The organism is Lentzea sp. NBC_00516, from assembly GCF_036346835.1.
Classification (GTDB): Bacteria; Actinomycetota; Actinomycetes; order Mycobacteriales; family Pseudonocardiaceae; genus Lentzea; species Lentzea sokolovensis.
The window spans coordinates 4,445,742-4,472,540 of record NZ_CP107840.1 but is presented as its reverse complement, the minus strand read 5'-3'; the positions used below and the strand labels follow the sequence as shown (position 1 = coordinate 4,472,540).

Below are 26,799 nucleotides of genomic sequence, written 5' to 3'. Positions count from 1 at the left end.
AGGGGTGCCCCTGTCCGTTTCTAGGGGTATGCCAGGCGCCCGGACGCGAGGATTCCTGACAGGTCGCGTCTCGAGATGGGTTGAGGGATGGACAACGAACAGAAGCTCCGGGACTACCTCCGCCGGGCAAGCACGGACCTTCAGCGCACCAAGAGGCGCCTGCAGGACATCGAGGCTGCCGCGGCGGAACCGATCGCCGTGGTCGGCATCGGTTGTCGTTTCCCCGGTGGGGTGCGCGGTCCCGAAGATCTGTGGCGGATGGTCGTCAACGGGGAACACGGCATCCGTGCGTTCCCAGAAGACCGCGGCTGGGATCCCGAGATGCTTGCCCTGTCGTCGAGCGACCAGGGCGGTTTCCTCGAGGGAGCGGGCGAGTTCGACGCCGACTTCTTCGGCATCTCGCCCCGCGAGGCCCTCGGCATGAACCCGCAGCAGCGGGTGCTGCTGGAGGTCACCTGGGAGGCCCTGGAACGCGCCGGCATCGACCCGCACCTGCTGAAGGGCTCGCAGACCGCCGTCTTCGCGGGCGCGATGAACCAGGACTACCAGCTCGGCCCCGGCGAGGGCGGCGAGGGCATGGTCCTGCTCGGCTCCTCGAACTCGGTCATCTCGGGCCGCATCTCCTACACCCTCGGCTTCGTCGGCCCGTCCGTCACCCTGGACACGGCCTGCTCTTCTTCTTTGGTGGCAATGCACCTGGCGATGCAGTCCCTGCGCGCCGGTGAGTCCACTTTGGCCTTGGCCGGCGGCGTCACCGTCATGGCGAACCCGGCGACCTTCGTGGAGTTCTCCCGCCAGGGCGGCCTGTCCTCGGACGGCCGCTGCCGCTCGTTCGCCGACGCGGCCGACGGCACGGGTTGGTCCGAGGGCGTCGGCATGCTCGTGCTGGAACGCCTCTCCGACGCACGGGCGAACGGCCACGAGGTCCTGGCCGTCCTGCGCGGTTCCGCCGTCAACCAGGACGGCGCCTCCAACGGCCTGACCGCCCCGAACGGCCCGTCACAGCAACGAGTCATCAAGTCCGCGCTGGTGAACGCCCGCCTGACCAGTGACCAGATCGACGTGGTCGAGGCACACGGCACCGGCACCGTCCTGGGCGACCCGGTGGAGGCCCAGGCACTTCTGGCCACCTACGGCCGCAACCGCTCTCCCGAGCAGCCCCTGCTGCTGGGCTCGGTGAAGTCGAACATCAGCCACACCCAGGCCGCGGCGGGCGTGGCCGGCGTGATCAAGATGATCATGGCCATCCGTGCCGGCGTCGTGCCCCAGACCCTGGGCGTCGACGCGCCGTCCACCCACGTGGACTGGGAGGCCGGCGCGGTTCAGCTGGTCACCTCGAACACCCCGTGGCCTTCCACCGGTCAGCCGCGCCGTGCCGCCGTGTCGTCGTTCGGCCTGTCCGGCACCAACGCGCACACGATCATCGAGGAAGCGCCCGCTCCGGAATTGTCAGACCTCCCTGAGATGATTGGGATGGGGGGTGGATCCCCCCAGGGGGCCGGTGAATCCGTATCGATTCCGAACGTGGGAGCCGTGCCGTTCGTGGTCTCAGGCCGCTCCCGCGAGGCATTGCGCGCCCAGGCCGAGCGCCTGCTCGCGACCACCGACGCCCGGCCACTCGCCCCTGAGCGCGCTCTCGACCTCGCCTACTCCCTCGCCACCACCCGCGCGTCCTTCGACCACCGCGCCGCGATCGTCGGCGACCTCCGCGCCGGCCTCGAAGCACTCCTCGCAGGCACCCCCGCGCCCGGCCTCCTTCAGGGCACCGCCACCCGAACCAAACAGGCCTTCCTGTTCACCGGCCAGGGCGCCCAGCGCATCGGCATGGGCCGCGACCTCCACGCCCGCTTCCCGGTCTTCGCGGCAGCCTTCGACGCGGTCCTCCAGCACCTGGACCCAGACCTCCAAGCAGTCGTCTGGGGCGACGACGAGGAAGCCCTCGACCAGACCCGCCACACCCAGCCCGCGCTGTTCGCCATCGAGGTCGCCCTCCACCGCCTCGCCGAGTCCTGGGGCCTGAAGCCGGACTTCGTCGCCGGCCACTCCATCGGCGAGATCGCCGCCGCCCACATCGCCGGCGTGTTCAGCCTCGAAGACGCGGCCAAGCTGGTCCAGGCCCGCGCGCGGCTCATGCAGAACCTCCCGGCCGGCGGCGTGATGATCGCCCTCCAGGCCACCGAGGACGAGGTCACCCCGCACCTGACCGCGAACGTCTCCATCGCCGCCATCAACGGCCCCGCGAGCATCGTCATCGCGGGCACCGAAGCTGAGACCCTCGCAGTCGCAAGGCACTTCGAAGACCGCAAGACCAAGCAACTGCATGTCTCCCATGCGTTCCACTCGCCGCTGATGGAGCCGATGCTCGACGAGTTCCGCGAAGCGATCGCGGACATCACCTTCGAAGCGCCGATCATCCCGCTGATCTCCAACGTCACCGGCGAACAGGCCCGCGTCGAACAGATCACCACCGCTGACTACTGGGTCTCCCACGTCCGCGAGGCCGTGAGGTTCGCCGACGGCATCAGCTGGCTGAAAACCCACGGCGTCACGCAGTTCCTGGAGATCGGCCCCGACGGCGTCCTGTCCGCGCTGGTCGAAGAAGGCGCCATCCCGTTGCTGCGCAAGGGCCGCGACGAGATCGAGGCCATCACCACGGCGCTGGCGGGCCTGCACGTCCGCGGCACCAAGGTCGACTGGAACGCCTACTTCGCCCACACCGACGCGAAACGCGTCGACCTGCCGACGTACGCGTTCCAGGCCAAGCGCTACTGGCCCAAGGGCGGCGGCGGTTTCCACGACCCGCGCGCCGCAGGACTCGGTGCCGCACAACACCCTCTGCTCACCGCCACCGTCTCGTTCGCCGACCAGGACGGCGCACTGCTCACCGGCCGCCTGACCCGCCAGACCCACCCGTGGCTGGTCGACCACGCCGTGCGCGGCGCGGTCCTGTTGCCCGGCACGGCCTATCTGGAACTGGCGATCCGCGCCGGCGACGAGGTCGGCTGCGACCGCGTCGAGGAACTGACGCTGACCGCACCGCTGATCGTCCCCGAACGCGGCGGCGTCCAGGTGCAGCTGTGGATCGGCAACGCCGACGCGAACGGCCGCCGCACCGTCAAGATCTACTCGCGCGCCGAGGGTTCCGACGACGAACCGTGGACGCAGCACGCGATCGGTGTGCTCGGCGCGCCCGCACGTGAACTCTCCTTCGACACCGCGGTGTGGCCGCCCGCCGGCACCACCGCGCTCGACACCGAAGGCTGCTACGAGAACTTCGCCGCGATGGGCTTCGAGTACGGGCCCGTCTTCCAGGGACTGACATCGGCCTGGCGCGGCGAGGACGGCGTCGTCTACGCCGAGGTCGCGCTGCCCGAAGGCGTCGACCCGGCCGGATTCGGCCTGCACCCGGCACTGCTGGACGCCGCCCTGCACGCCGCGATCATCTCCGGCGAGGGCGAGGCCGGACTGCCGTTCTCGTGGGAGGGCGTGTCGCTGCACGCGACCGGCGCCTCCTCGCTGCGCGTCCGCCTGACCCGTTCCGGCGACAACGCCTACGCCATCGCCGCCGTCGACGGTGCCGGTGCACCGGTCGCGTCCGTCGACTCCCTGGTGGTGCGCCCAGTCGCGGTGCAGTCCTCCGTGGACCGCGACTCACTGTTCAAGGTCGACTGGGTGCCGGTGACGGTGCCCGCGGCCGATGCTGACGCTGACGTCCTGATCGTTCCCCTGCAAGGGAATGAGAACGTCATCGCATCGGTCCACGAACTGACGGAGCGCGTGCTCGGCCTTCTGCAGGAAGAGCGCGACGAACGCATCGTGTTCGTGACGAGCAGCTCGGACCTCGCGTCCGCCGCGGTCTGGGGCATGGTGCGTTCGGCGCAGTCCGAGTCGCCGGGCCGCTTCTCGTTGATCGAGCTGGACGGCACGGAAGCCTCCCAGGCCGCTCTCGCCGCGGCCGCCGGATCCGACGAGCCGCAGCTGGCGTTGCGCGACGGTGAGATCTACGCGCCGCGCCTGGCCCGCGCCGAGATCGAGGAAACGCCGATCGGCTGGGGCCCGCAGGTCCTGATCACCGGCGGCACAGGCGGCCTGGGCAAGGTCATCGCCCGGCACCTGGTCGCCGAGCACGGCGTCCAGAACCTCCTGCTGGTCAGCCGCCGCGGCACGGGTGACGTGTCGGATCTGGAAGCGCTGGGGGCCACCGTCTCCGTCGTCGCCTGTGACGTCGCGGACGCCGAGGCGCTCGCCACTCTTGTCGCAGAGCATCAGATTTCGTCCGTCGTGCACAGTGCCGGCGTGCTGGACGACGGCGTGATCTCGTCGCTGACCCCGGAGCGTCTGCACACGGTGCTGCGCCCCAAGGTCGATGCCGCCTGGAACCTGGCGCAGGCGCTGCCGGACGTGCCGATGGTGCTGTTCTCGTCGCTCGCGGGCACGTGGGGCACGGCCGGCCAGGCGAACTACGCCGCCGGCAACCACTTCCTCGACGCGCTCGCGGAGTACCGCCCGAACACCGTGTCGCTGGCGTGGGGGGCGTGGGCCGTCGAGGGCATGCTGTCCGACGCGGACGCCGAACGCATGGCACGCACCGGAATGCCGCCACTGACCGTGGAGCAGGGGCTTGGCCTGTTCGATCGTGGTGTCGCCTCCTCAGTGCCGGCGCTGGTGCCGGCGCGCTTGGACCTGGCGACGTTGCGGCAGCGCGGCGAGGTGCCGCCGTTGCTGCGCGGCCTGATCCGGATGCGCACGCGCCGCGCCGCTTCGGGTTCGGAGACCGCGGACACGTTGATCCGCCGCCTGTCGGTGCTGGGTGCGGAGGAACGGTCGGACGCCGTGCTGGAGCTTGTTCGCGGCCAGGTCGCGGCCGTGCTCGGCCACGCCTCCGGTGACGAGATCGAGCCGTCGCGCCAGTTCCAGGACCTGGGCTTCGACTCGCTGACCGCCGTGGAGCTGCGCAACCAGCTGACCGCGGTGACGGGCCTGCGCCTGCCCGCGACGATGGTGTTCGACTACCCGACGCCCGACGCGCTGTCCGCTCACCTGCTGGACCAGCTGTTCGCCGGCGACACGGATGTCGCCGTGCCGGAACAGGTGCGCGCCGCGGCTTCGGACGACCCGATCGTGATCGTCGGCATGGGCTGCCGCTACCCGGACGGCATCGGTTCGGCCGACGACCTGTGGCGGATGGTGTCCGAGGGCGGCGACGCCGTGTCGGGCCTGCCGTCGAACCGCGGCTGGGACCTCGAGAACCTCTACCACCCCGACCCCGACCACCCCGGCACGACGTACTCGCGCTCCGGTGGCTTCCTGCACGACGCGGGCGAGTTCGACGCCGGGTTCTTCGGCATGTCCCCCCGCGAGGCCCTCGGCACCGACTCGCAGCAGCGCATCCTGCTCGAAGTCGTGTGGGAGGCGATCGAACACGCCGGGATCGACCCGGTCTCGTTGCGCGGCACGCAGACCGGCGTGTTCGCGGGCGTCATGTACAACGACTACGGCGCCCGGCTCGCCGGCGGTGACTTCGAGGGCTTCCAGGGCTCCGGCACCTCACCGTCCATTGTGTCCGGTCGCGTCTCCTACACCCTCGGACTGGAAGGCCCCGCGGTCACCGTCGACACCGCGTGTTCGTCGTCGCTGGTCGCGATGCACTGGGCGATGCAGGCCCTGCGAGCGGGGGAGTGCTCGCTGGCGCTGGCCGGTGGTGTGACGGTCATGTCGACGCCGACCGCACTGGTCGAGTTCTCCCGGCAGCGCGGCCTGTCGCCGGACGGCCGCTGCAAGGCCTTCTCCGACTCGGCCGACGGCGTCGGCTGGTCCGAAGGCGCCGGTGTCGTTGTGCTGGAGCGACTTTCCGACGCCGTGCGCAACGGCCATCCCGTGCTCGCCGTGATCCGCGGCTCGGCCGTGAACCAGGACGGCGCCTCGAACGGCCTGATGGCCCCGAACGGGCCTGCTCAGCAGCGCGTGATCCGTGCGGCACTGGCGAACGCCGGTCTGGCAACGTCCGATGTGGACGTTGTCGAGGCACACGGGACCGGCACGACCCTGGGCGACCCGATCGAGGCGCAGGCCCTGCTGGCCACCTACGGCCAGAACCGCACCGAACCCCTGCTGCTCGGCTCGGTGAAGTCGAACATGGGCCACACGCAGGCCGCCGCGGGTGTCGCCGGTGTGATCAAGATGGTGCAGGCGATGCGCCACGGCGTGCTGCCGCAGACCCTCCACGTCACCACCGCCTCCTCGCACGTCGACTGGACCGAGGGCGCCGTCGAACTGCTGACCTCGTCGCGTTCGTGGCCTTCCGTGGAACGCCCGCGCCGCGCCGGCGTCTCGTCGTTCGGCATCTCGGGCACCAACGCGCACGTCATCATCGAGCAGCCGCCGACCGCTGAGGTGTCGGCGTCCGAGCCTTCCTCGGTCGTCGTGCCGGTGGTGTTGTCCGGCCGTACTCGCCGTGCCGTGCGAGGACAGGCCGCGCGCCTGCGTTCGTACGTCGAGTCGTCTGATGTTTCGTTGCACGACTTGGCTTTCTCGCTGGCGACGACGCGTTCGGCGTTCGAGCAGCGGGCCGCCGTGGTGGCTTCTGATCGTGAGTCGCTGCTGCGGGCATTGGGCGCGCTGGCGACGGAGAACCCTGACGCCGCCGTGGTCGAGGGCGAGGTCGTGCCGGGCAAGGTGGCGTTCCTGTTCTCCGGACAGGGATCGCAGCGCCTGGGCATGGGGCGTGAGCTCTACGGCCGTTACCCGGTGTTCGCCGCCGCTCTGGACGAGGTGCTCGACCGGCTTCCTGTTCGTGACGTGATGTGGGGTTCCTCCGAGGAGGACCTGCGGCAGACCGGGAACGCCCAGCTCGCCCTGTTCGCCTTCGAGGTCGCGCTGTTCCGGCTCGTGCGGTCGTGGGGCGTGAAGGTCAACGCCGTGGTCGGCCACTCGATCGGCGAGGTCGCCGCCGCGCACGTGGCGGGTGTGCTCTCCCTGGACGACGCCTGCACTCTCGTGTCGGCCCGTGCCCGCCTGATGCAGGCGCTGCCGACCGGCGGCGCGATGGTGGCCCTTCAGGCGACGGAAGCCGAGATCACCCCGCTGCTGACGTCCGGTGTCTCGATCGCCGCGATCAACGGCCCGGAGTCCGTGACGATCGCGGGCGCGGGCGACGAGGTTCGTGGGATCGTCGAACGGTTCCGCGATCGCAAGTCCAAGCAGCTCGACGTCTCGCACGCCTTCCACTCGCCGCTGATGGAGCCGATGCTCGACGAGTTCCGCCAGGTCGTCGAGGGCCTTTCGTTCAACAAACCGACGATCCCTCTGTTCACTGGTGGGATTGCTCAACAATCCGACTACTGGGTGCGCCACGTCCGCGAGGCCGTCCGCTTCCACGACGCGGTCGAGGCGGCCCGTGCCGCCGGCGTGACGACGTTCGTGGAGATCGGCCCCGAGGGCGCGCTGTCGGCGCTCGTCGAGGGCGCGATTCCGGTGCTGCGCAAGGACCGTTCGGAAGCGGCGTCGGTCGCGCTGGCCCTGGGGCGCCTGTACGCGTCGGGTGTGTCCGTGGACTGGAAGACCTTCTTCGGTCCGGCGCAACGCGTGGCGCTGCCGACCTACGCGTTCCAGCACGAGTACTACTGGCCGCTCGGCTCCACTGCTCCGGCCGTGACCGGCACGGACGCGGATCCGGCCGACGCCAAGCTGTGGGCGGCCATCGAACGCGGCGACGCCCGCGAACTCGCGGCCCTGCTCAGGCTGGGCGAGGAGCAGAGCGCGTCACTGGACTCCCTGATCCCGGCGCTGTCGTCGTGGCGCGCGGGCAACCAGGAGAAGTCGTTGCTCGACTCGTGGCGCTACCGCGTGCTGTGGGCGCCAGTCCGCGTCACGGGCACGCCGGTCCTGGCCGGTCACATCGCCGTCCTGACGACCCCGGCCGTCGACGCCGAGCCTTACCGCGCTGCACTCGCCGCACACGGCGCCGAGATCACGGTCGTCACCTCGGTCGCCGACGTGCCCGAATGCGATCTGATCGTGTCGCTGGTGGCGCTGGACGAGTCGCCCTCGGACGTCCTCACGACCGGTCTGGAGCAGTCGATCCTGCTGGTCAAGTCCGTCGGGACACCGATCTGGACGGTGACGTCCGGCGCGGTCGCCGCCGAGACCTCCGACGAGGTGCGGTCCGCCGCGCAGGCCGCGGTCTGGGGCTTCGGCCGCGCCGCCGCCCTCGAACTCCCGCAGCGCTGGGCCGGTCTGATCGACATGCCCGCGGCGCCCGACGAGAACGCGTTGCGCCGCTTCGTGTCCTGCGTCGCCGGACTCGACGGCGAGGACCAGCTGGCGGTCCGCTCGTCCGGTGTCCTGGGACGCCGGCTCGCGCACCGCCCGGTCGACGCACTGCCGTCCGACTACACCGCGCACGGCACCGTGCTGATCACCGGTGGTACCGGCGGGCTCGGAGCCACGACCGCGAAGTGGCTGGCGGAGCGCGGCGTTCAGAACCTCGTGCTCACGTCCCGTCGAGGCATGGACGCACCCGGCGCCGCCGAACTCAAGGCCGCCCTGGAGGAACTCGGACCACGTGTGTCCATTGTGGCCTGTGACGTCGCCGATCGCGACGCGCTGGCCGCCGTCATCAACGACGTCCCGGACCTGTCCGGTGTCGTGCACACGGCCGGCGCCGCGCAGCACGCCCCGCTCGAACTGACCGAGTTGCCGGACTTCGCGAACGTGTTGTCCGCCAAGGTGATCGGCGCGGCGAACCTCGACGCCCTCGTCGGCGAGGTCGACTTCTTCGTGCTGTTCGGCTCGATCGCCGGCGTGTGGGGCAGTGGCGGCCAGGCCGCCTACGGTGCCGCGAACGCCTACTGCGACGCACTCGCCGAAGCCCGCCGTGCCCGTGGTCTGCGCGCGACGTCGATCGCGTGGGGCCCATGGGCCGAGGTCGGCATGGCCACGCACGAGGCGATGTCCGACAACCTGGCACGCCGCGGCCTCACGTTCCTGAAGCCCGACCAGGCCGTCGTGGAACTGAACCGCGCCGTGATGCACGACGACACCTGCGTCACCGTCGTGGACATCAACTGGGACATCTACCACCCGCTGTTCACCTCGGTCCGGCCGTCGCCGCTGCTGTCCGACCTGCCCGAGGTCAAGGCACAAGCCGTCGTCGAGGAGGTCAAGCGCGACGACTCGGAGTTCGCGAAGAACCTCCGTTCACTGTCCGAAGAGGACCAGAAGCGCAAGCTCGTCGAACTCGTGCGCGCCGAAGCGGCCGCGACGCTCGGCCACAGCTCGGTCGAGGAGGTGGGGGAGAGCCGGGCGTTCCGCGACATCGGCTTCGACTCGCTGACCGCCGTCGAGCTGCGCAAGAAGCTGTCCGACGCCACCGGTCTGCCGTTGCCCGCGACCCTCGTCTTCGACTACCCGACCCCGCTCGTGCTCGCCGACCACCTGCTGGCCGAACTCCTCGGCTCGGAGGAGGAGGCGCTGACCTACACGGCGAACGTCGACTCGGACGAGCCGATCGCGATCGTCGGCATGAGCTGCCGCTTCCCCGGCGAGGCGAACACCCCGGAGGCGTTCTGGGAGATGGTGCTCGCTGGCACCGACGCGATCACGGAGTTCCCCGCGGACCGCGGCTTCGACATGGCACAGATGTACGACCCGGATCCGGACCGCCCCGGCACCACCTACACCACCGCCGGCGGCTACCTGCCGGACGCGGGCGACTTCGACCCGGCGTTCTTCGGCATCTCGCCCCGCGAGGCCACCGGCATGGACCCGCAGCAACGCCTCCTGCTCGAAACCACCTGGGAGGCCGTCGAACGCGCGGGCATCGACCCGGCGGCGTTGCGCGGCAAGAAGGTCGGCGCGTTCATCGGCTCCTCCTACATCGAGTACGGCGGCGGTGACGGCGGTTCCGAGGGCTACCAGGTCACCGGCAGTTCGCCGTCGGTGCTGTCGGGCCGCGTCGCCTACGTGTTCGGCTTCGAAGGCCCGGCCGTCACGGTCGACACCGCCTGCTCTTCTTCTTTGGTGGCAATGCACCTGGCGTGCCAGTCACTCCGCACGGGCGAGTCGGCGTTCGCCGTCGCCGGCGGCGCGACGATCATGCCGAACCCGAAGCCGCTGATCGCGTTCTCCCGCCAGCGCGCTCTCGCCAAGGACGGCCGCTGCAAGTCGTTCTCCGACACCGCGGACGGCATGACCCTGTCCGAGGGCATCGGCATGCTCCTGCTGATGCGCCAGTCCGACGCTCTCGCCGCAGGGCACCGCGTCCTGGCCGTCATCCGCGGCTCGGCCGTGAACCAGGACGGCGCCTCGAACGGCCTGTCCGCCCCGAACGGCCCGTCGCAGCAGCGCGTCATCATGCAGGCCCTCGCGAACGCCAGCGTGACCACAGCCGACATCGACGCCCTGGACGCGCACGGCACCGGCACATCTCTGGGCGACCCGATCGAGGCCCAGGCCCTGTTCAACACCTACGGCCGCGACCGCGACGCCGACCGCCCGCTGCTCCTGGGCTCGGTGAAGTCGAACATCGGCCACACCCAGTCCGCCGCCGGCGTCGCGTCCGTCATCAAGATGGTCATGGCCCTGCGGCACGGCGTCTTGCCCCGCACTTTGCACGCCGCCGAGCCGTCCACGCACGTCGACTGGAGCCCCGGCACCATCTCGCTGCTGCAGGACACGACGACGTGGCCCGAGACCGGCCGCGCCCGCCGCTGCGCCGTCTCGTCGTTCGGCATCAGCGGCACGAACGCGCACGTGATCTTGGAAGCCTCGAGCGCTCCGGAATTGTCAGACCTCCCTGAGATGATTGGGATGGGGGGTGGTTCCCCCCAGGGGGCCGGCCAATCGGAATCGATTCCGCCGAACGGAGCAGCGCCGTGGCTCGTGTCGGCCAAGTCGGACTCCGCCCTGCGCGCACAGCTGGAAGGCATCCGCGCGGTCGACGCCGACCCGGCCGACATCGCGTACAGCCTGAGCCTGCGCCCGAGCTTCGACCACCGCGCCGTCCTGATCGACGGCACCGACACCAGGGGCATCGCCGACCTGGAGCGCAAGGTCGCGTTCATCTTCCCCGGCCAGGGCTCGCAATGGGTCGGCATGGGAGCGCAGCTCCTCGACGAGTCGCCGATCTTCGCCGCCCGCATGGCCGAGTGCGCCGCCGCCCTGCAGCCCCACATCGACTGGAACCTCCTCGACGTCATCCGCAACGCGGGCAGCCTCGACCGCGTCGACGTCGTCCAGCCCGCGAGCTGGGCGATGATGGTGTCGCTCGCCGAGGTCTGGCAGCACCACGGCGTCACCCCGGACGCCGTCATCGGCCACTCCCAGGGCGAGATCGCCGCGGCAGCGGTCAGCGGGGCACTGAGCCTCGAAGACGCCGCCAAGGTCGTCGCCCTGCGCAGCCAGGCCATCGGCCGCGTCATGTCGGGCCGCGGCAGCATCGTGTCCATCGGCCTCTCGGCAGCGGAAGTCCAGCCACACCTCGAAGAATGGGGCGACCGCCTCAGCCTCGCCGCCACCAACGGCCCGCACAGCGTCGCCGTCTCGGGTGACCTGGAGGCGCTGGACGCGTTCTGCGGCAAGCTGGTCGAGCAGGGCGTGCGGGTCCGCCGCATCGAGGTCGACTACGCCTCGCACTCGGCCCAGGTCGAGGACATCCGCGAGGACGTCCTCCGCGACCTCGCCACCATCACCCCGCTCACTCCGCACACGAAGTTCTTCTCCACGGTCACCGGCGAGTGGAACGACGCGAACACCGACGCCGAGTACTGGTTCACGAACCTCCGCCAGACCGTGCACCTCCACGAAGCCGTCGAGCAGCTGATCGGCACAGGACACCAGGTGTTCGTGGAGGTCAGCTCGCACCCCGTCCTCACGCCGGGCGTCCAGGACGCGCTCGAAGGCAAGCGCGGCGTCGTCACCGGCACGCTGCGCCGCGACATCGGCGGCCGGCAGCGCGTCCTGCAGTCACTGGCCGAGGTCTGGGTCCGCGGCTACCCGGTCAAGTGGCACCTCGAAGGCACCCGCGTCGACCTGCCCACCTACCCGTTCCAGCACGAACGCTTCTGGATCGGCCCGCCGCAGCACCCCGTCGCGGCACCCGGCTCGGACCCGGCCGACTCCGCGTTCTGGCAGGCCGTCGAACAGTCCGACCTCGCCACCCTCACCCAGAGCCTGCACCTCGACGAGGCCACCCTCTCCGCCGTCCTGCCCGCCCTGAACACCTGGCGCCAGAGCAGCCGCGACCAGTCCACAACGGACTCCTGGCGCTACCGCACGACGTGGAAGCCGTTGCGCGGACTCGACAACGGCAAGCTCACCGGCACCACGACCGTCATCACCACAGACGCCATCGACGACACCGACGTGGTCACCGCACTCGGCGACGTGCACCGCATCGTCCTCGGCGCCGACGACGACCGCGCCTCGATCGCGGCCAAGCTCAGCGACACGGACCGCATCGTCTCGCTGCTGCCCACCGACGAACGACCAGGAACCCTCGGCCTGCCAACAGGTCTGCTGCTGACCGTCCACCTGATCAACGCCCTCGGCGACGCCGGGATCAACGCCCCGGTCTGGAACATCTCCCGCAACGCCCTCTCCACCGGCCGCTCCGACACCGTCGACCACCCGGCGCAGGTGCAGGCGATCGGCATCGGCTGGACCGCCGCACTGGAGCACCCGCAGCGCTGGGGCGGCTCCATCGACCTGCCGGAACAGCTCGACCAGCGCGCGGCGCAACGGTTCGTCTCGGCACTGGTCAACGCCGGTGACGAAGATCAGCTCGCGATCCGCGCGTCCGGCACGCTCGCCCGCCGCGTCGTCCGGGCCCCGTCCAAGCCCACCGAGAGCGACTGGACCCCGCGCGGCACCACGATCATCACCGGCGGCACCGGAACGCTCGGCCCGCACGTCGCAAGGTTCTTCGCGCACAAGGGCGCCGAGCACCTGGTGCTGACAAGCCGCCGCGGCCTCGACGCTCCCGGCGCCCGCGAACTCGTCGCGGAGCTGGAAGAACTCGGCACACCCACCACGGTCGTCTCCTGCGACATCGCCCAGCGCGACGACGTCGAACGCATGCTGAACGACCTGCGCGCGGAAGGCCGCGAGATCCGCTCGGTCGTCCACACCGCCGCGGTGATCGGCCTGCACTCCATCGACGGATCCACTGTGGAGGGTCTGAGCGAGATCCTCGCCGCCAAGGTCGACGGCGCCGCCCACCTGGACGCGCTGCTGACCGAGGACCTCGACGCTTTCGTGCTGTTCTCGTCCATCTCCGGCATGTGGGGATCGGGCAACCACGCGTCCTATGTGGCCGGTAACGCCTACCTGAACTCGTTGGCCGCCAACCGCCGCGCGCGTGGCCTGCGATGCACCTCGGTCTCGTGGGGCATCTGGTCCGACGACATCGGCCTCGGACGGGTCGACACCGACCAGATCCGCCGCAGCGGCCTGGAGTTCATGAAGGCACGACTGGCACTCGCCGGTCTGCAGCGCGCGATCGAGGACGACGACACCGAGATCGCCATCGCGAACATAGCGTGGGACCGCTACCACCCGGTCTTCACGGCGATGCGTCCGAGCACGCTCTTCGAGGAGCTGCCGGAGGTGCGCGCTCTCGCCGTCGCCGCCGAGCAGGCCACCACCTCGGACAGCGAGTTCGCGGCCAAACTCAGGACCCTGCCGCCCGCCGAACGCGAGCAGCAGCTGCTGGAACTCGTCCGCGCCGAAGCCGCGTCCGTGCTGGGCATGGCCTCGACCGACGCGCTGACCGAGCACCGGGCGTTCCGCGAGGTCGGCTTCGACTCGATCACCGCCGTCGACCTGCGCAACAAGCTGGCCACCGCAACGGGTCTGACCCTGCCGACGACGATGGTGTTCGACCACCCGAGCCCGCTCGCGCTGACCGAGTTCCTGCTCGGCGAACTCCTCGGCGCCGACACCCCGTCCACCGCTCCGGTGATCGCCTCTGCCGCGTCCGACGAGCCGATCGCGATCATCGGCATGGCCTGCCGCTACCCCGGAGGCGTTGCCACACCGGAAGACCTGTGGAACGTCGTGATGAACGGCGTCGACGCGATCTCCGGCTTCCCCGCCGACCGGGGCTGGGACGGCGACTCCCTCTACAACCCCGATCCGGACGCCCCCGGCGGCGCCTACTCGGTGCAGGGCGGCTTCCTGCACGACGTCGCGGACTTCGACCCCGGCTTCTTCGGCATCAGCCCGCGCGAGGCCCTGTCGATGGACCCGCAGCAACGCCTCCTGCTCGAAACCGCCTGGGAGTCCATCGAACGCGCCGGTATCGACCCGCAGTCGCTCAAGGGAACCCTGACCGGCGCCTTCATCGGCGCCTCCTATCAGGACTACTCGGCGGGCAGTTCCGAGCAGCCCGGCGACGAGGGCCACATGATCACCGGCACGCTCTCCAGCGTGCTGTCCGGCCGCGTCTCCTACCTGTTCGGACTCGAAGGCCCCGCGGTCACCCTCGACACGGCCTGCTCCTCTTCCTTGGTGGCACTGCACCTGGCCTGCCAGTCACTGCGCGACGGCGAGTCGTCTCTGGCGCTGGCCGGTGGCGTCTCGGTCATGGCGACGCCCGGCGCGTTCGTCGGCTTCTCCAGGCAGCGCGCGCTGGCTCGCGACGGCCGCTGCAAGGCCTACTCCGACGCCGCCGACGGCATGACCCTCGCCGAGGGCGTGGGCCTGGTGCTGCTGGAGCGGGTGTCCGACGCGGTCCGCAACGGCCACCGCATCCTGGCCGTGGTGCGCGGCTCCGCGGTGAACCAGGACGGCGCCTCCAACGGCCTCACCGCCCCGAACGGCCCGTCACAGCAACGAGTGATCCGCCAGGCCCTGGCCAACGCGCGCCTCGAACCGTCCGAAGTGGACGCCGTCGACGGCCACGGCACCGGCACGGCCCTGGGCGACCCGATCGAGGCCCAGGCACTGCTCGCCACCTACGGCCAGAACCGCGCGCAACCACTGCTGCTCGGCTCCATGAAGTCGAACATCGGCCACACCCAGATGGCCTCCGGCGTCGCGTCCATCATCAAGATGGTGCTCGCACTGCGGGCAGGCGTACTGCCGCGCACCCTGCACGTCGACCAGCCCTCGACGAAGGTCGACTGGTCCTCGGGCTCCATCAAGCTCCTCGCCACCGAGGAGTCGTGGCCGCAGACCGACCACCCGAAGCGTGCCGGCGTCTCGTCGTTCGGCCTCTCCGGCACGAACGCCCACGTGGTGCTCGAAGAAGCCCCAGCTCAGGCGACTCAGCCGGAATTGTCAGACCTGCCTGAGATGATTGGGATGGGGGGTAGTTCCCCCCAGGGGGCCGGCCAATCGGAATCGATTCCGCCGAATGGTGCAGTGCCTGTCCTGCTGTCGGCGCGCGCGGACGAGGCCCTCAAGCAGGTCGCCGGTCGCCTCATCGACATCGACGAGGACCTCGGAGACCTGGCGGCATCGCTCGCCACCAAGCGGTCCACGTTCGAGCGGCGCGCCGTCGTCATCGCGAGCGACCGCGACGAACTGGTGCGCGGCCTGACGGCGTTGCGCGATGACCAGCCGTCCAGTTCTGTCGTGCGCGGGCAGACCGCGCGCGGCCGCACGGCGTTCCTGTTCACCGGTCAGGGTTCGCAGCGCCTCGGCGTGGGACGTGAGCTGTACGAGCGCTACCCGTTGTTCGCGGACGCCCTTGACGCCGTCTGCGCCTATCTCGATGCGGACCTCGACCGCCCGCTGCGTGACGTGATGTGGGGCGAGGACGAGCAGGAGCTCAACCAGACCGGCTACGCCCAGCCCGCGATCTTCGCGATCGAGGTCGCCCTTTACCGGCTCGTGGAGTCGTGGGGCATCACCCCGGACTACCTGGCCGGCCACTCCATCGGCGAGATCGCCGCCGCGCACGTCGCGGGCGTCCTCAACCTGGACGACGCGTGCGCGCTGATCTCCGCCCGTGCCCGTCTCATGCAGGCGTTGCCGGCCGGCGGCGCGATGATCGCCGTCCAGGCGACGGAAAGCGACATCACGCCGCTGCTCACCGAGCGCGTCTCGATCGCCGCCGTCAACGGGCCGACCAGCATCGTGATCGCCGGTGACGAGACCGAAGCCGAGGCGATCGCGGGCCGGTTCGAGAAGACCAAGCGGCTCAAGGTCAGCCACGCGTTCCACTCGCCGCTGATGGAGCCGATGCTCGACGAGTTCCGCGCCGTCGTCGACGGGCTTTCGTTCAACAATCCGACGATTCCTTTGTTGACTGGCGGGATTGTTCAACAATCTGACCACTGGGTCCGGCACGTCCGCGACGCCGTACGGTTCGCCGACGTCGTCACGCAGCTGGAAACCAAGGGAGTGCGGGCGTTCCTGGAACTCGGCCCGGACGGCGTGCTCACCGGCATGGCCCAGGAGTCGCTCACCGAAGAAGCGGTGCTCGTCCCCGCGCTGCGCCGCGACCGCGACGAGGTAGTCACGCTGCTGACCGCGCTCGCGGGCCTGCACGTGCGCGGCACGACCGTCGACTGGTCCGCGTACTTCGCGGGCGCCACGGCCGAGGTCGAGCTGCCGACGTACCCGTTCCAGCACCAGCGGTTCTGGCCGGAGCCCGTCACCGCGACCGCCACCGAAGGCGACTTCGTCGACGACGACTTCTGGGCCGCCGTCGAACGCGAGGACTTCGCCGCGCTTGCGCAGTGGCGTTCGCGCAAGCAGCAATCCACTGTGGACTCCTGGCGCTACGCGGTCACCTGGAAGCCGATCACGACGTCGACGACCCTCACCGGTCCTTGGCTCGTCATCACCGAACACGACGCGTCCGAGCTGATCGAGGCACTGGGCGTCGAGACCGTCACGGTCAACGCCACCACCCGAACAGAACTCGCCGAACAGGTCCACGGCGACTACGCCGGCGTGCTGTCGCTGCTCGCGATCAACGCCGAGGCCGAGGACGCACTGGTCCGCACTTCCGTTGTCGTGCAAGCACTCGGCGACGCCGGACAGGACGCCCCGCTGTGGGTGGCGACGCGCGGCGCGGTGTCGGTCGGCGGCGGCGAGCAGATCGCGAACCCGGACAGCGCCACGGTCTGGGGCCTCGGCCGCGTCATCGCGCTGGAGCACCCGACGCGCTGGGGCGGCCTGATCGACCTGCCCGCACAGCTCGACTGGAACACCGCGCGCCGCATCCCCGGCGTGCTGGCCGGCACGGGCGAGGACCAGGTCGCGGTGCGGCCGTCCGGCGTCTACGCCCGCCGCCTCATCCACAGCACCCCGAGCGCGCTGCACCGCGACTACCGGCCGGGCCGCGTGCTCGTCACCGGCGGCACGGGCGCGATCGGCAAGCAGGTCGCACGGTGGCTGCTCGAACACGACGCCGAACAAGTCGTCCTCGTCAGCCGCACCGGAACCGCGGACTTCGACGACCCGCGCGTGATCGTCAAGGCCTGCGACGTCGCCGACCGCGACGCACTGGCAGCACTCCTCGCCGAGCACCCGGTCACGTCGGTGTTCCACGCGGCGGGAGTCGTCGAGGACGGCCTCGTCGAGTCGATGGACGCCACGTCGTTCACGAACCTGTTGCGCGCCAAGGTCCACGCGACCCGCAACCTGCACGAGCTCACGGAGAACCTCGACGCGTTCGTGCTGTTCGCGTCGACCGCGGGCGTCATCGGCGGCGCGGGTCAGGGCAACTACGCCGCGGCCAACGCCTTCCTCGACACCTTCGCCGAACACCGCCGCCTGCAGGGACTTCCGGCCACCTCGGTGGCGTGGGGACCGTGGGGCGGGGCCGGCATGGCCGTCGCGGGTGGCGTCGCGGAACGTTTGAAGCGCGGCGGGTTCACGCCAATGGAGCCCGCACTCGCGTTGCAGGCCCTCCAACAGGCCATCGAACACGGCGACGCGGCCGTACTGGTCGCCGAGATCGACTGGGAACGGTTCCTGCCCGCCCTCGCCGGTCTGCGCCCGGCACCGCTGGTCGGCGACCTGCCCGAGGTCAAACGCTTCCACACCACGGAAAAGGTCGTCGAGAACGAGCAGCCGCAGTTCCGCAAGGCGCTGGCGGGCCTGTCGAAGGCCGAACGCAACCGCGCGGTGCTGGACCTGGTACGCGGTCAGATCGCCGCGGTTCTGGGCCACGGCAACGCCTCCGACGTCGATCCGGACCGCGCGTTCCTCGACCTCGGCTTCGATTCCTTGACAACGCTGGAACTTCGCAACCGCCTCCAGGTCGCGACCGAACTGACGCTGCCCGCGTCGCTGCTCTACGACTACCCGACCCCCTACGACCTGGCGGACTTCCTGCTGGGCGAGGTCGGCGACGTTCCCGCCGAGGTGATCACGAAGCGGGTCGACGACGATCCGATCGCGATCGTCGGCATCGGCTGCCGCTTCCCCGGCGGCGTGACGTCGCCGGAAGCGTTCTGGGACCTCGTTTCTTCCGGCGGCGACGGCATCAGCTCGTTCCCGGCCGATCGCGGCTGGGACCTGGCCGCGCTGGGCGCTGGTGCGTCAGCGTCTCTGGAAGCCGGTTTCCTGAGCGATGTTGCGGACTTCGACGCGCACTTCTTCGGCATCTCGCCGCGGGAAGCGCTCGCGATGGACCCGCAGCAACGCCTCGTGCTGGAAACCGCCTGGGAAGCACTGGAACGGACCGGCATCGATCCGCTGTCGTTGAAGGGCAGCGCGACCGGCGTGTTCGTCGGCACGAACGGCCAGGACTACGAGAACGTCCTGCGCCGCTCGCTCGACCCGGACATCCAGGGCTACCTCGCCACCGGCAACACGGCGTCGGTGATGTCCGGCCGCCTGTCCTACGTCCTCGGCCTCGAAGGACCCGCCGTCACCATCGACACGGCCTGCTCGTCGTCGTTGGTCGCCATGCACTGGGCGATGCGCGCGCTCCGCTCCGGTGAGTGCTCTCTCGCTCTCGCCGGCGGTGTCAGCGTCATGTCGAGCCCCGACTCGTTCGTCGAGTTCACCACCCAGGGCGGACTCGCGCCGGACGGCCGCTGCAAGGCCTTCGCCGACGGCGCGGACGGCACGGCGTGGTCCGAGGGCGCGGGCATCCTCGTGCTGGAACGCCTGTCAGACGCCATCGCTGCGGGTCACGAGGTTCTGGCCATCGTGCGCGGCTCGGCCGTCAACTCCGACGGCGCCTCCAACGGCCTCACCGCCCCGAACGGCCCCTCGCAGCAGCGCGTAATCCGCCGCGCTCTCGCGGACGCCGGTCTGTCCGTGAGCGACATCGACGCCGTGGAAGCGCACGGCACCGGCACGACGCTGGGCGACCCGATCGAGGCTCAGGCGCTCCTCGCGACGTTCGCCGACCGCTCGGAGCCGCTCTACCTGGGCTCGGTGAAGTCGAACATCGGCCACTCGCAGGCGGCCGCAGGTGTCGCGGGCGTCATCAAGATGGTCGAAGCGATGCGCCACGGCGTCCTGCCCCGCACGCTCCACGTTGACGCGCCGACCTCGCACGTCGACTGGACATCGGGCCCGGTGTCGCTCCTCACGGAGAACACAGCCTGGCCGGCCACCGGTCAGCCACGCCGCGCCGGCATCTCCGCGTTCGGCCTCTCCGGCACCAACGCCCACGTGATCTTGGAAGCGCCGACCGCGGGGATCCCCCCAATTTCCAGCGTACCCGTCGAAAACGCAGGTCAGGGCGTCGCGCAGGAATCTGTGGACAACTCAGCGCCTGTGGACAACTCGGCAGTTGTCGATCTTGCCGGCCCGGAGTCGCCGGCCTCTCGTGCGACGATTGGAGTGGGGACTTCGCGTCCCCCCAAGGGGGCCCCCGTCGTTGTCTCGGCGAAGTCCTCCGATGCGCTGCGCGCTCAGATCGACCGGTTCCGCGGGGTCGAGGCCGATGAGCTCGACCTGGCGTTCTCGGCGGCGACGACGCGGGCGCAGTTCGCGCACCGTGCGTTGCTGATCGACGGTGTCGAAGTCACGAGCGGTGTGGCACGCAAGGCGGGCACGACGGCGTTCCTGTTCACCGGCCAGGGCTCGCAACGTCTCGGCATGGGCCGTGAGCTCTACGAGCGGTTCGACACGTTCCGGCAGGCCCTCGACGAGGTGCTCGCCCACCTCGACCCGAACCTCAGGAACATCATCTGGGGCGAGGACGAGGAGCAGCTCAACCAGACCGGCACCACGCAGCCCGCGCTGTTCGCGATCGAGGTCGCGCTCGCCCGGCTCGTCCAGAGTCTCGGTGTCCTGCCCGACCACGTCGCCGGCCACTCCATCGGCGAGATCGCGGCCGCGCACATCGCCGGCGTGCTGACCCTCGAAGACGCGGCGAAGCTCGTCACCGCCCGCGCCGCGCTCATGCAGGCACTCCCGGCCGGCGGCGCGATGGTCTCCGTCCTCGCCACCGAAGCCGAGGTGAGGAAGCAGCTCGGCAAGTCCAAGAAGGTGTCGATCGCCGCGGTCAACGGCCTGAACAGCGTCGTCATCGCCGGTGACAAGACCGCAGTCGCCAAGATCGCCAAGAAGTTCGAGAAGACCAAGCAGCTCACCGTCAGTCACGCGTTCCACTCGCCGCTGATGGACCCGATGCTGGACGACTTCCGCGCGGCGATCGCAGGCATCACGTTCACCCCGCCGCGCATCCCGATGGCCACCACCGGCGACGTCACGACCGTCGACTACTGGGTGAACCACGTCCGCGACACGGTCCGCTTCCACGACAACGTCCAGAGCCTCAGCAACATCGACACGTTCGTCGAGATCGGCCCGGACGGCGTGCTCGCCGCGATGGTCGACGGCGCCGTTGCCACGCAACGCAAGGACCGCGACGAGGTCAGCGCGTTCGCCCTCGCCCTCGGCACGCTGCACGTCCGCGGCGCCGAAGTCGACTGGTCGGAGTACTTCGCCGGCACCACCGCGAAGCGCGTTCCGCTGCCCACCTACGCGTTCCAGCGCGAACGCTTCTGGCCCACCACGACGCCGAAGTCCGTCACCGACGACTGGCTGTACGAGGTCGTGTGGGAGCAGCAGCAGGTCCGGACCACGACCGAAGGCACCTGGCTCGCGATCGGCGACACCGTGGGCTTCACGGGCAACACCGTCACGGAACTCGTGCCCGGCGACTACGCCGGCGTGATCGCGACCGGCAGTACCAGCCCGTTCGAGATTCTGAACACGCTGGCCGAGAACAACATCACGGCCCCGCTGTGGTGTGTCAGCGACGAACCCGCTGTCTGGGGCGAAGGCCGCGTCGCCGCGCTGGAACAACCGGAACGCTGGGGCGGCCTGATCCGCGTCGACACCGACGCGTGGGCGATTCCGTTGCAGGAAAAGGAAGTTGCCTTCCACGACGAAGGCGCGTTCGTGCCACGACTGCGCCGCATCGAGGCCACCACCCCGTGGACGCCGACCGGCAAGATCCTGCTCGTCGGCGCGGAAGGCCCGATGGGCGAGCAGCTCAGGGCGTTGGAGAACACCACCGACACCCTGACCGACGACGTCACCGCGGTGATCCACCTCGGTGGCGCCGATTCCCTGAGGCAGCTCGACGAGCAGTTGGGCGACCGGGACCTGGAAGCGTTCGTGGTCTTCGGCTCCGTCGCCGGGACCTGGGGTTTCCGCGGCCAGGCCCAGCAGGCCGCGCACAGCGCGATCGTCGAGGACTTCGCGCGGCAGCGGAAGGCCCGTGGTCTCAAAGCGACCTCCATCGCGTACTCGCCGTGGGAGGGCACGACCGACCAGAGCATGGCCGCGCATCTGCGGATGAGCGGCATCCCGGTCCTCGACGCCCCGAACGCCATCGCGGCACTGCACAGCGCGGTCGCGAGTGGACGGACGAACGTCGTCGTCGCGAACGTCGACTGGAGCACGTTCCAGCAGCCCAGCACGCTGTTCAGCGGGTTCGTGCAGGAGAAGACAGTCGTCGAGCCGGTTCTCAAGCAGGTGATCGAACGGCTGCCCGAGTACGAACGGCACGGCACCCTGCTGACCCTCGTCCGCGAGAAGGCGGCGTTGGTCCTCGGCCACAACGGAACCGACGCGATCGAGCCGGACGTGCCGTTCCGCGACCTCGGTTTCGACTCGCTCACCGCCGTCGACCTGCGCAACCAGATCCAGACCGAGTCGGGTCTGCAGCTCAGCGCCGCACTCGTGTTCGACTACCCGACACCGAATGAGCTCGCCGAGCACCTGCTCACCGAACTCCTCGGCGGCGCGGAGGAAGTCGAGTTCGTCACCAGGACCGTGACCGACGACCCGATCGCCATCGTCGGCATGTCCTGCCGCTATCCCGGTGACGTGCGGTCGCCGGAAGACCTGTGGAAGCTGCTGCTCGACGGCGTCGACGCGATCGGGGAGTTCCCCGGAGACCGCGGCTGGGACCTCGCCACGCTCTACAGTGGACAGAGCGTCACCCGCAGCGGCGGTTTCCTCTACGACGTGCCGAACTTCGACCCGGACTTCTTCTCGATCTCGCCGCGCGAAGCGATGGTCATGGACCCGCAGCAGCGCATCGTGCTCGAAACCGCCTGGGAGGCTTTGGAACGGGCGGGTGTCGACCCGGCAACGATCCGTGGCAGCGTCACCGGTGTGTTCGTCGGTGGTGGCAGCGGCGAGTACCGGCCGTCGCCCGAGGAGACCGGCTTGGAGTGGCAGACCGCGCAGTCCGCGTCGCTGCTGTCCGGCCGCCTCGCCTACACGTTCGGCCTGCAGGGCCCGACGGTCTCGGTGGACACCGCATGCTCGTCGTCGCTGGTCTCGCTGCACCTCGCGGCCCAGGCGCTGCGCACGGGGGAGTGCGAGATGGCACTGGCCGGCGGCGTGTGCGTGATGTCGACGCCGGTCGGGTTCATCGAGTTCAGCGCCCAGGGCGCGCTGTCGGAGGACGGCCGCTGCAAGGCGTTCTCCGACAGCGCCGACGGCACGGGCTGGGCCGAGGGCGTCGGCATGCTGGTGCTGGAGCGGCTGTCGGATGCTCAGCGGAACGGCCACGAGGTGCTCGCGGTCGTGCGCGGCTCGGCGATCAACTCCGACGGCGCGTCGAACGGCCTGACCGCCCCGTCCGGACCGGCCCAGCAACGGGTCATCCGGCAGGCGCTGGCCGCGTCGGGACTGCGTCCGTCCGATGTGGACGCGGTCGAGGCGCACGGCACTGGCACGAAGCTCGGCGACCCGATCGAGGCGCAGGCCCTGCTCAGCGTCTACGGGCAGGACCGGTCGGCGCCGCTGCTGCTGGGCGCGGTCAAGTCGAACATCGGCCACACGCAGGCGGCGTCCGGTGTGGCGGGCGTGATCAAGATGGTGATGGCGATGCGGGCGGGCGAGCTGCCTCGCACCCTGCACGCCGAGACGCCTTCGTCGCACGTCGACTGGACCGCCGGCGCGGTGCGGCTGCTGCAGGAACGCACGGCGTGGCCTGCCGTTGACCGCGCACGACGCGCCGCCGTGTCATCCTTCGGCGCCAGCGGCACCAACGCGCACGTGATCTTGGAAGCGCCGGGAGCGTTGGGGATCCCCCCAATTTCCAGCGTACCGGACGAAAGTGCTGGTCAAGGGGCCGCTCAGCGATCTGTGGATAACTTCGACGTACTGCCGGTGCTGGTCTCCGGGCGGACGCCGTCGGCCCTGCGTGACCAGGCCGCGCGCCTGCTCGACGTGGACGCCGACCTGATCGACATCGCCTGCTCGGCGGCCACCACGCGCGCCTCGTTCGACCAGCGCGCGGTCGTGCTGGCGAGCAGCCGCGAGGAGCTGACCGGCGCGCTGGCCGCGCTGGCGTCCGACGTCCGCAACCCCCTGGTCGTCCGCGACGAGGTGGCGCGCTCCGGCAAGCTCGCGTTCCTGTTCGCCGGGCAGGGCTCGCAGCGCCTCGGCATGGGCCGGGAGCTGCACGCCAGGTTCCCGGTGTTCGCGGCGGCGTTCGACGAGGTCCTGAGCCACCTCGACCCCGGCCTGAAGGACATCGTCTGGGGCGACGACCAGGACGCGCTCGACCTCACCGGCACCACGCAGCCCGCGCTGTTCGCCGTCGAGGTCGCGTTGTTCCGCCTCGCCGAGTCGTGGGGCCTCAAGCCGGACTTCCTGGCGGGTCACTCGATCGGCGAGATCGCGGCCGCCCACGTCGCCGGGGTGCTCAGCCTCGAAGACGCGGCGAAGCTCGTGACCATGCGGTCGGCGCTGATGCAGGCGCTGCCCGAAGGCGGTGCGATGGTCGCGGTCCAGGCCAGCGAGGACGTCGTCCTGCCGCACCTCACCGACGGTGTGGTGATCGCGGCGGTCAACGGCCCCGAGTCGGTCGTGATCGCCGGACCGGAACAAGCCGTCGTCGCGATCGCGGAGCGCTGGAAGGCCAAGCGTTTGCGCGTCTCGCACGCCTTCCACTCGCCGCTGATGGACCCGATGCTGGACGAGTTCCGGTCCACTGTGGAGTCGCTGACGTTCCAGCAGCCGCGGATTCCCGTGGTGGCGGAAGGCGATGTGACCGACCCCGAGTACTGGCTGCGGCACGTGCGGGAAGCGGTGCGATTCGCGGACAACATCAGGACCCTCACCGGACGCGGCGTCACCACGTTCGTCGAGCTCGGCCCGGACGCCACGTTGTCCGGCCTGGTCGAAGGGATCCCGCTGCTGCGCAAGGACCGTGACGAGGAGCAGTCGATCGTCGGCGCGCTCGCCCGCCTGCACATCCGCGGCGTGAAGGTCGACTGGGCCGGGTTCTTCGGCACACAAGGCCGCAGGATCACGCTGCCGACCTACGCGTTCCAGCACCAGCGGTTCTGGCCGTCGACCATGGTCAGCTCCGCAAAGCCCGCCGCGCCGGCGAGCGACGACACGGCGTTCTGGGCCGCGGTCGAGGGCGAGGACTTCGGGTCGCTGCAGAACGTCCTGAGCGTCGACACCGACGCGCTGTCGCAGGTGCTGCCCGCGCTGCTCGACTGGCGCAAGCAGCGCACCGACCACGCACTCGTCGACAGCTGGCGGCACCGGATCACCTGGAAGCCGTTGGACACCAACAGGTCCGGTGAACTGGCAGGCACGTGGCTCGCGGTGACGGCCGGTTCCGACGACTGGAGCGACGCGGTCATCGACTCGCTCGGCGTGAGCGTGGTGCGGATCGACGTCACCAGGCCGGACCGCGAGGCCATCGCGGACGAACTGCGCTCGCTGGGCACGTCGTTCACCGGTGTGCTGTCACTGCTCGGACGTGCGGACGTCGGTGAGGGCAGCGCACCCGCCGGTGTGCTGCTGACGGCAGCGCTGATCCAGGCGCTCGGTGACGCGGGCATCAACGCCCCGCTGTGGTGTGCGACCCGTGACGGAGCCGCCGTCAACGGAACGGCTCTCGAGGACCTGACGCAGGCCGCGATCCACGGCCTCGGCCGGGTCGTCACGCTGGAACACCCCGAACGCTGGGGTGGCCTGATCGACTTGCCGGCAGTCATCGACGACAGGGTCGCGAACGGGCTCACGTCCGTCCTTTCCGGACTCGATGGCGAGGACCAGGTCGCGGTGCGGTCCAACGGGTTGTTCGGCCGGCGACTGGTCACCGCACCGGCACCTGTGCCGGCACAGGAGTGGCAGCCACGCGGCACGGTCCTGATCACCGGCGGCACCGGTGCGCTGGGCGGCCACGTCGCCCGGATGCTCGCCCAGAACGGCGCCGAGCACCTTGTTCTGGTCAGCCGCAGCGGGCTGAGCGCGCCGGGGGCGGACGAGTTGCGTTCGGAACTCGTCGGTCTGGGCGTCGACGTCACGATCGCCGCGTGTGACGTGGCCGACCGGAAGTCTCTGCAGGCAATGCTTTCCGTGCTCCCACAGCCGTTGACGGGCGTTGTGCACACCGCCGGCATCATCGACGACGGTGTGCTGGACAAGATGACGCCGGAACGGTTCGAGGCGGTGTTCCGCAGCAAGGTCACCTCGGCACTGCTGCTGGACGAACTCACCGAGAACCTCGACGCGTTCGTGCTGTTCTCCTCCGCGTCGTCGTCGGTCGGCAGCCCCGGCCAGTCGAACTACGCGGCAGCCAACGCGATGCTCGACGCGCTCGCGGATCGCCGGCGGGGCCAGGGTCTCGCGGCGACGTCGATCGCGTGGGGTGCGTGGGGTGGCGGCGGCATGGCCGACACCGAGGACGCGCTGGCCAACGCCAAACGTGCCGGTATCGCCTCGATGGACCCGGTGCTGGCGTGTGTCGCTCTGCGGCAACTCGTCGGCGAGGGTCTGGCGACGGCGGTCGTGGCGGCGGTCGACAAGGGCAGGTTCTCCGGTGGGTTCAGGCCGAACCCGCTGCTGCGCGAGCTCGCTACCGAGGCCGCGGTAGAGGCCCCGGTCGCCGAGGGCGCGTTCCGCGAGAAGCTGCTGGCGTTGCCCGTGGCGAAGCGGCACGACGAGGTGCTGGAACTAGTGAGGACACGGGCGGCCGAGGTGCTCGGACAGGCCGACGTCGATGCCGTACGCCCCGATCGGCCGTTCCGCGACCTCGGGTTCGACTCTCTCGCGGTGGTGGAACTGCGCAACCAGCTCAACGCCGCCACGGGCCTGGCACTGGCGTCGACGCTGGTGTTCGACCACCCGTCACCGGAGGAACTCGCGACGCACGTGCTGACCGAGCTGATCCCGGATGCGGCCGTGGTGGACACGGAGGAGTCGGAGATCCGCGGCCTGCTGGCACGGGTGCCGCTCACCCAGTTGCGCGAGATCGGTGTGCTGGAGCCGTTGATGCAGCTCATTGGCAAGGGAACGGCTCAGACGGACGAGGACATCGACGAGATGAGCGTCGACGACCTCATTCAGGCCGCGCTGGACGGCCACACCGACTGATCCGGGACTCCCGGCGGC

At 70.2% G+C, this 26,799-nt stretch carries 1 protein-coding gene; it reads left to right on the top strand.

Annotation, left to right across the window (positions count from 1 at the left end; genetic code table 11):
- Window positions 1-87 precede the first annotated feature (87 nt).
- Window positions 88-26,781: a type I polyketide synthase gene (locus OG205_RS19355; RefSeq protein WP_330277630.1), complete on the top strand. Its 26,694-nt coding sequence runs from the start codon at window positions 88-90 to the stop codon at window positions 26,779-26,781.
- Window positions 26,782-26,799: the final 18 nt, after the last annotated feature.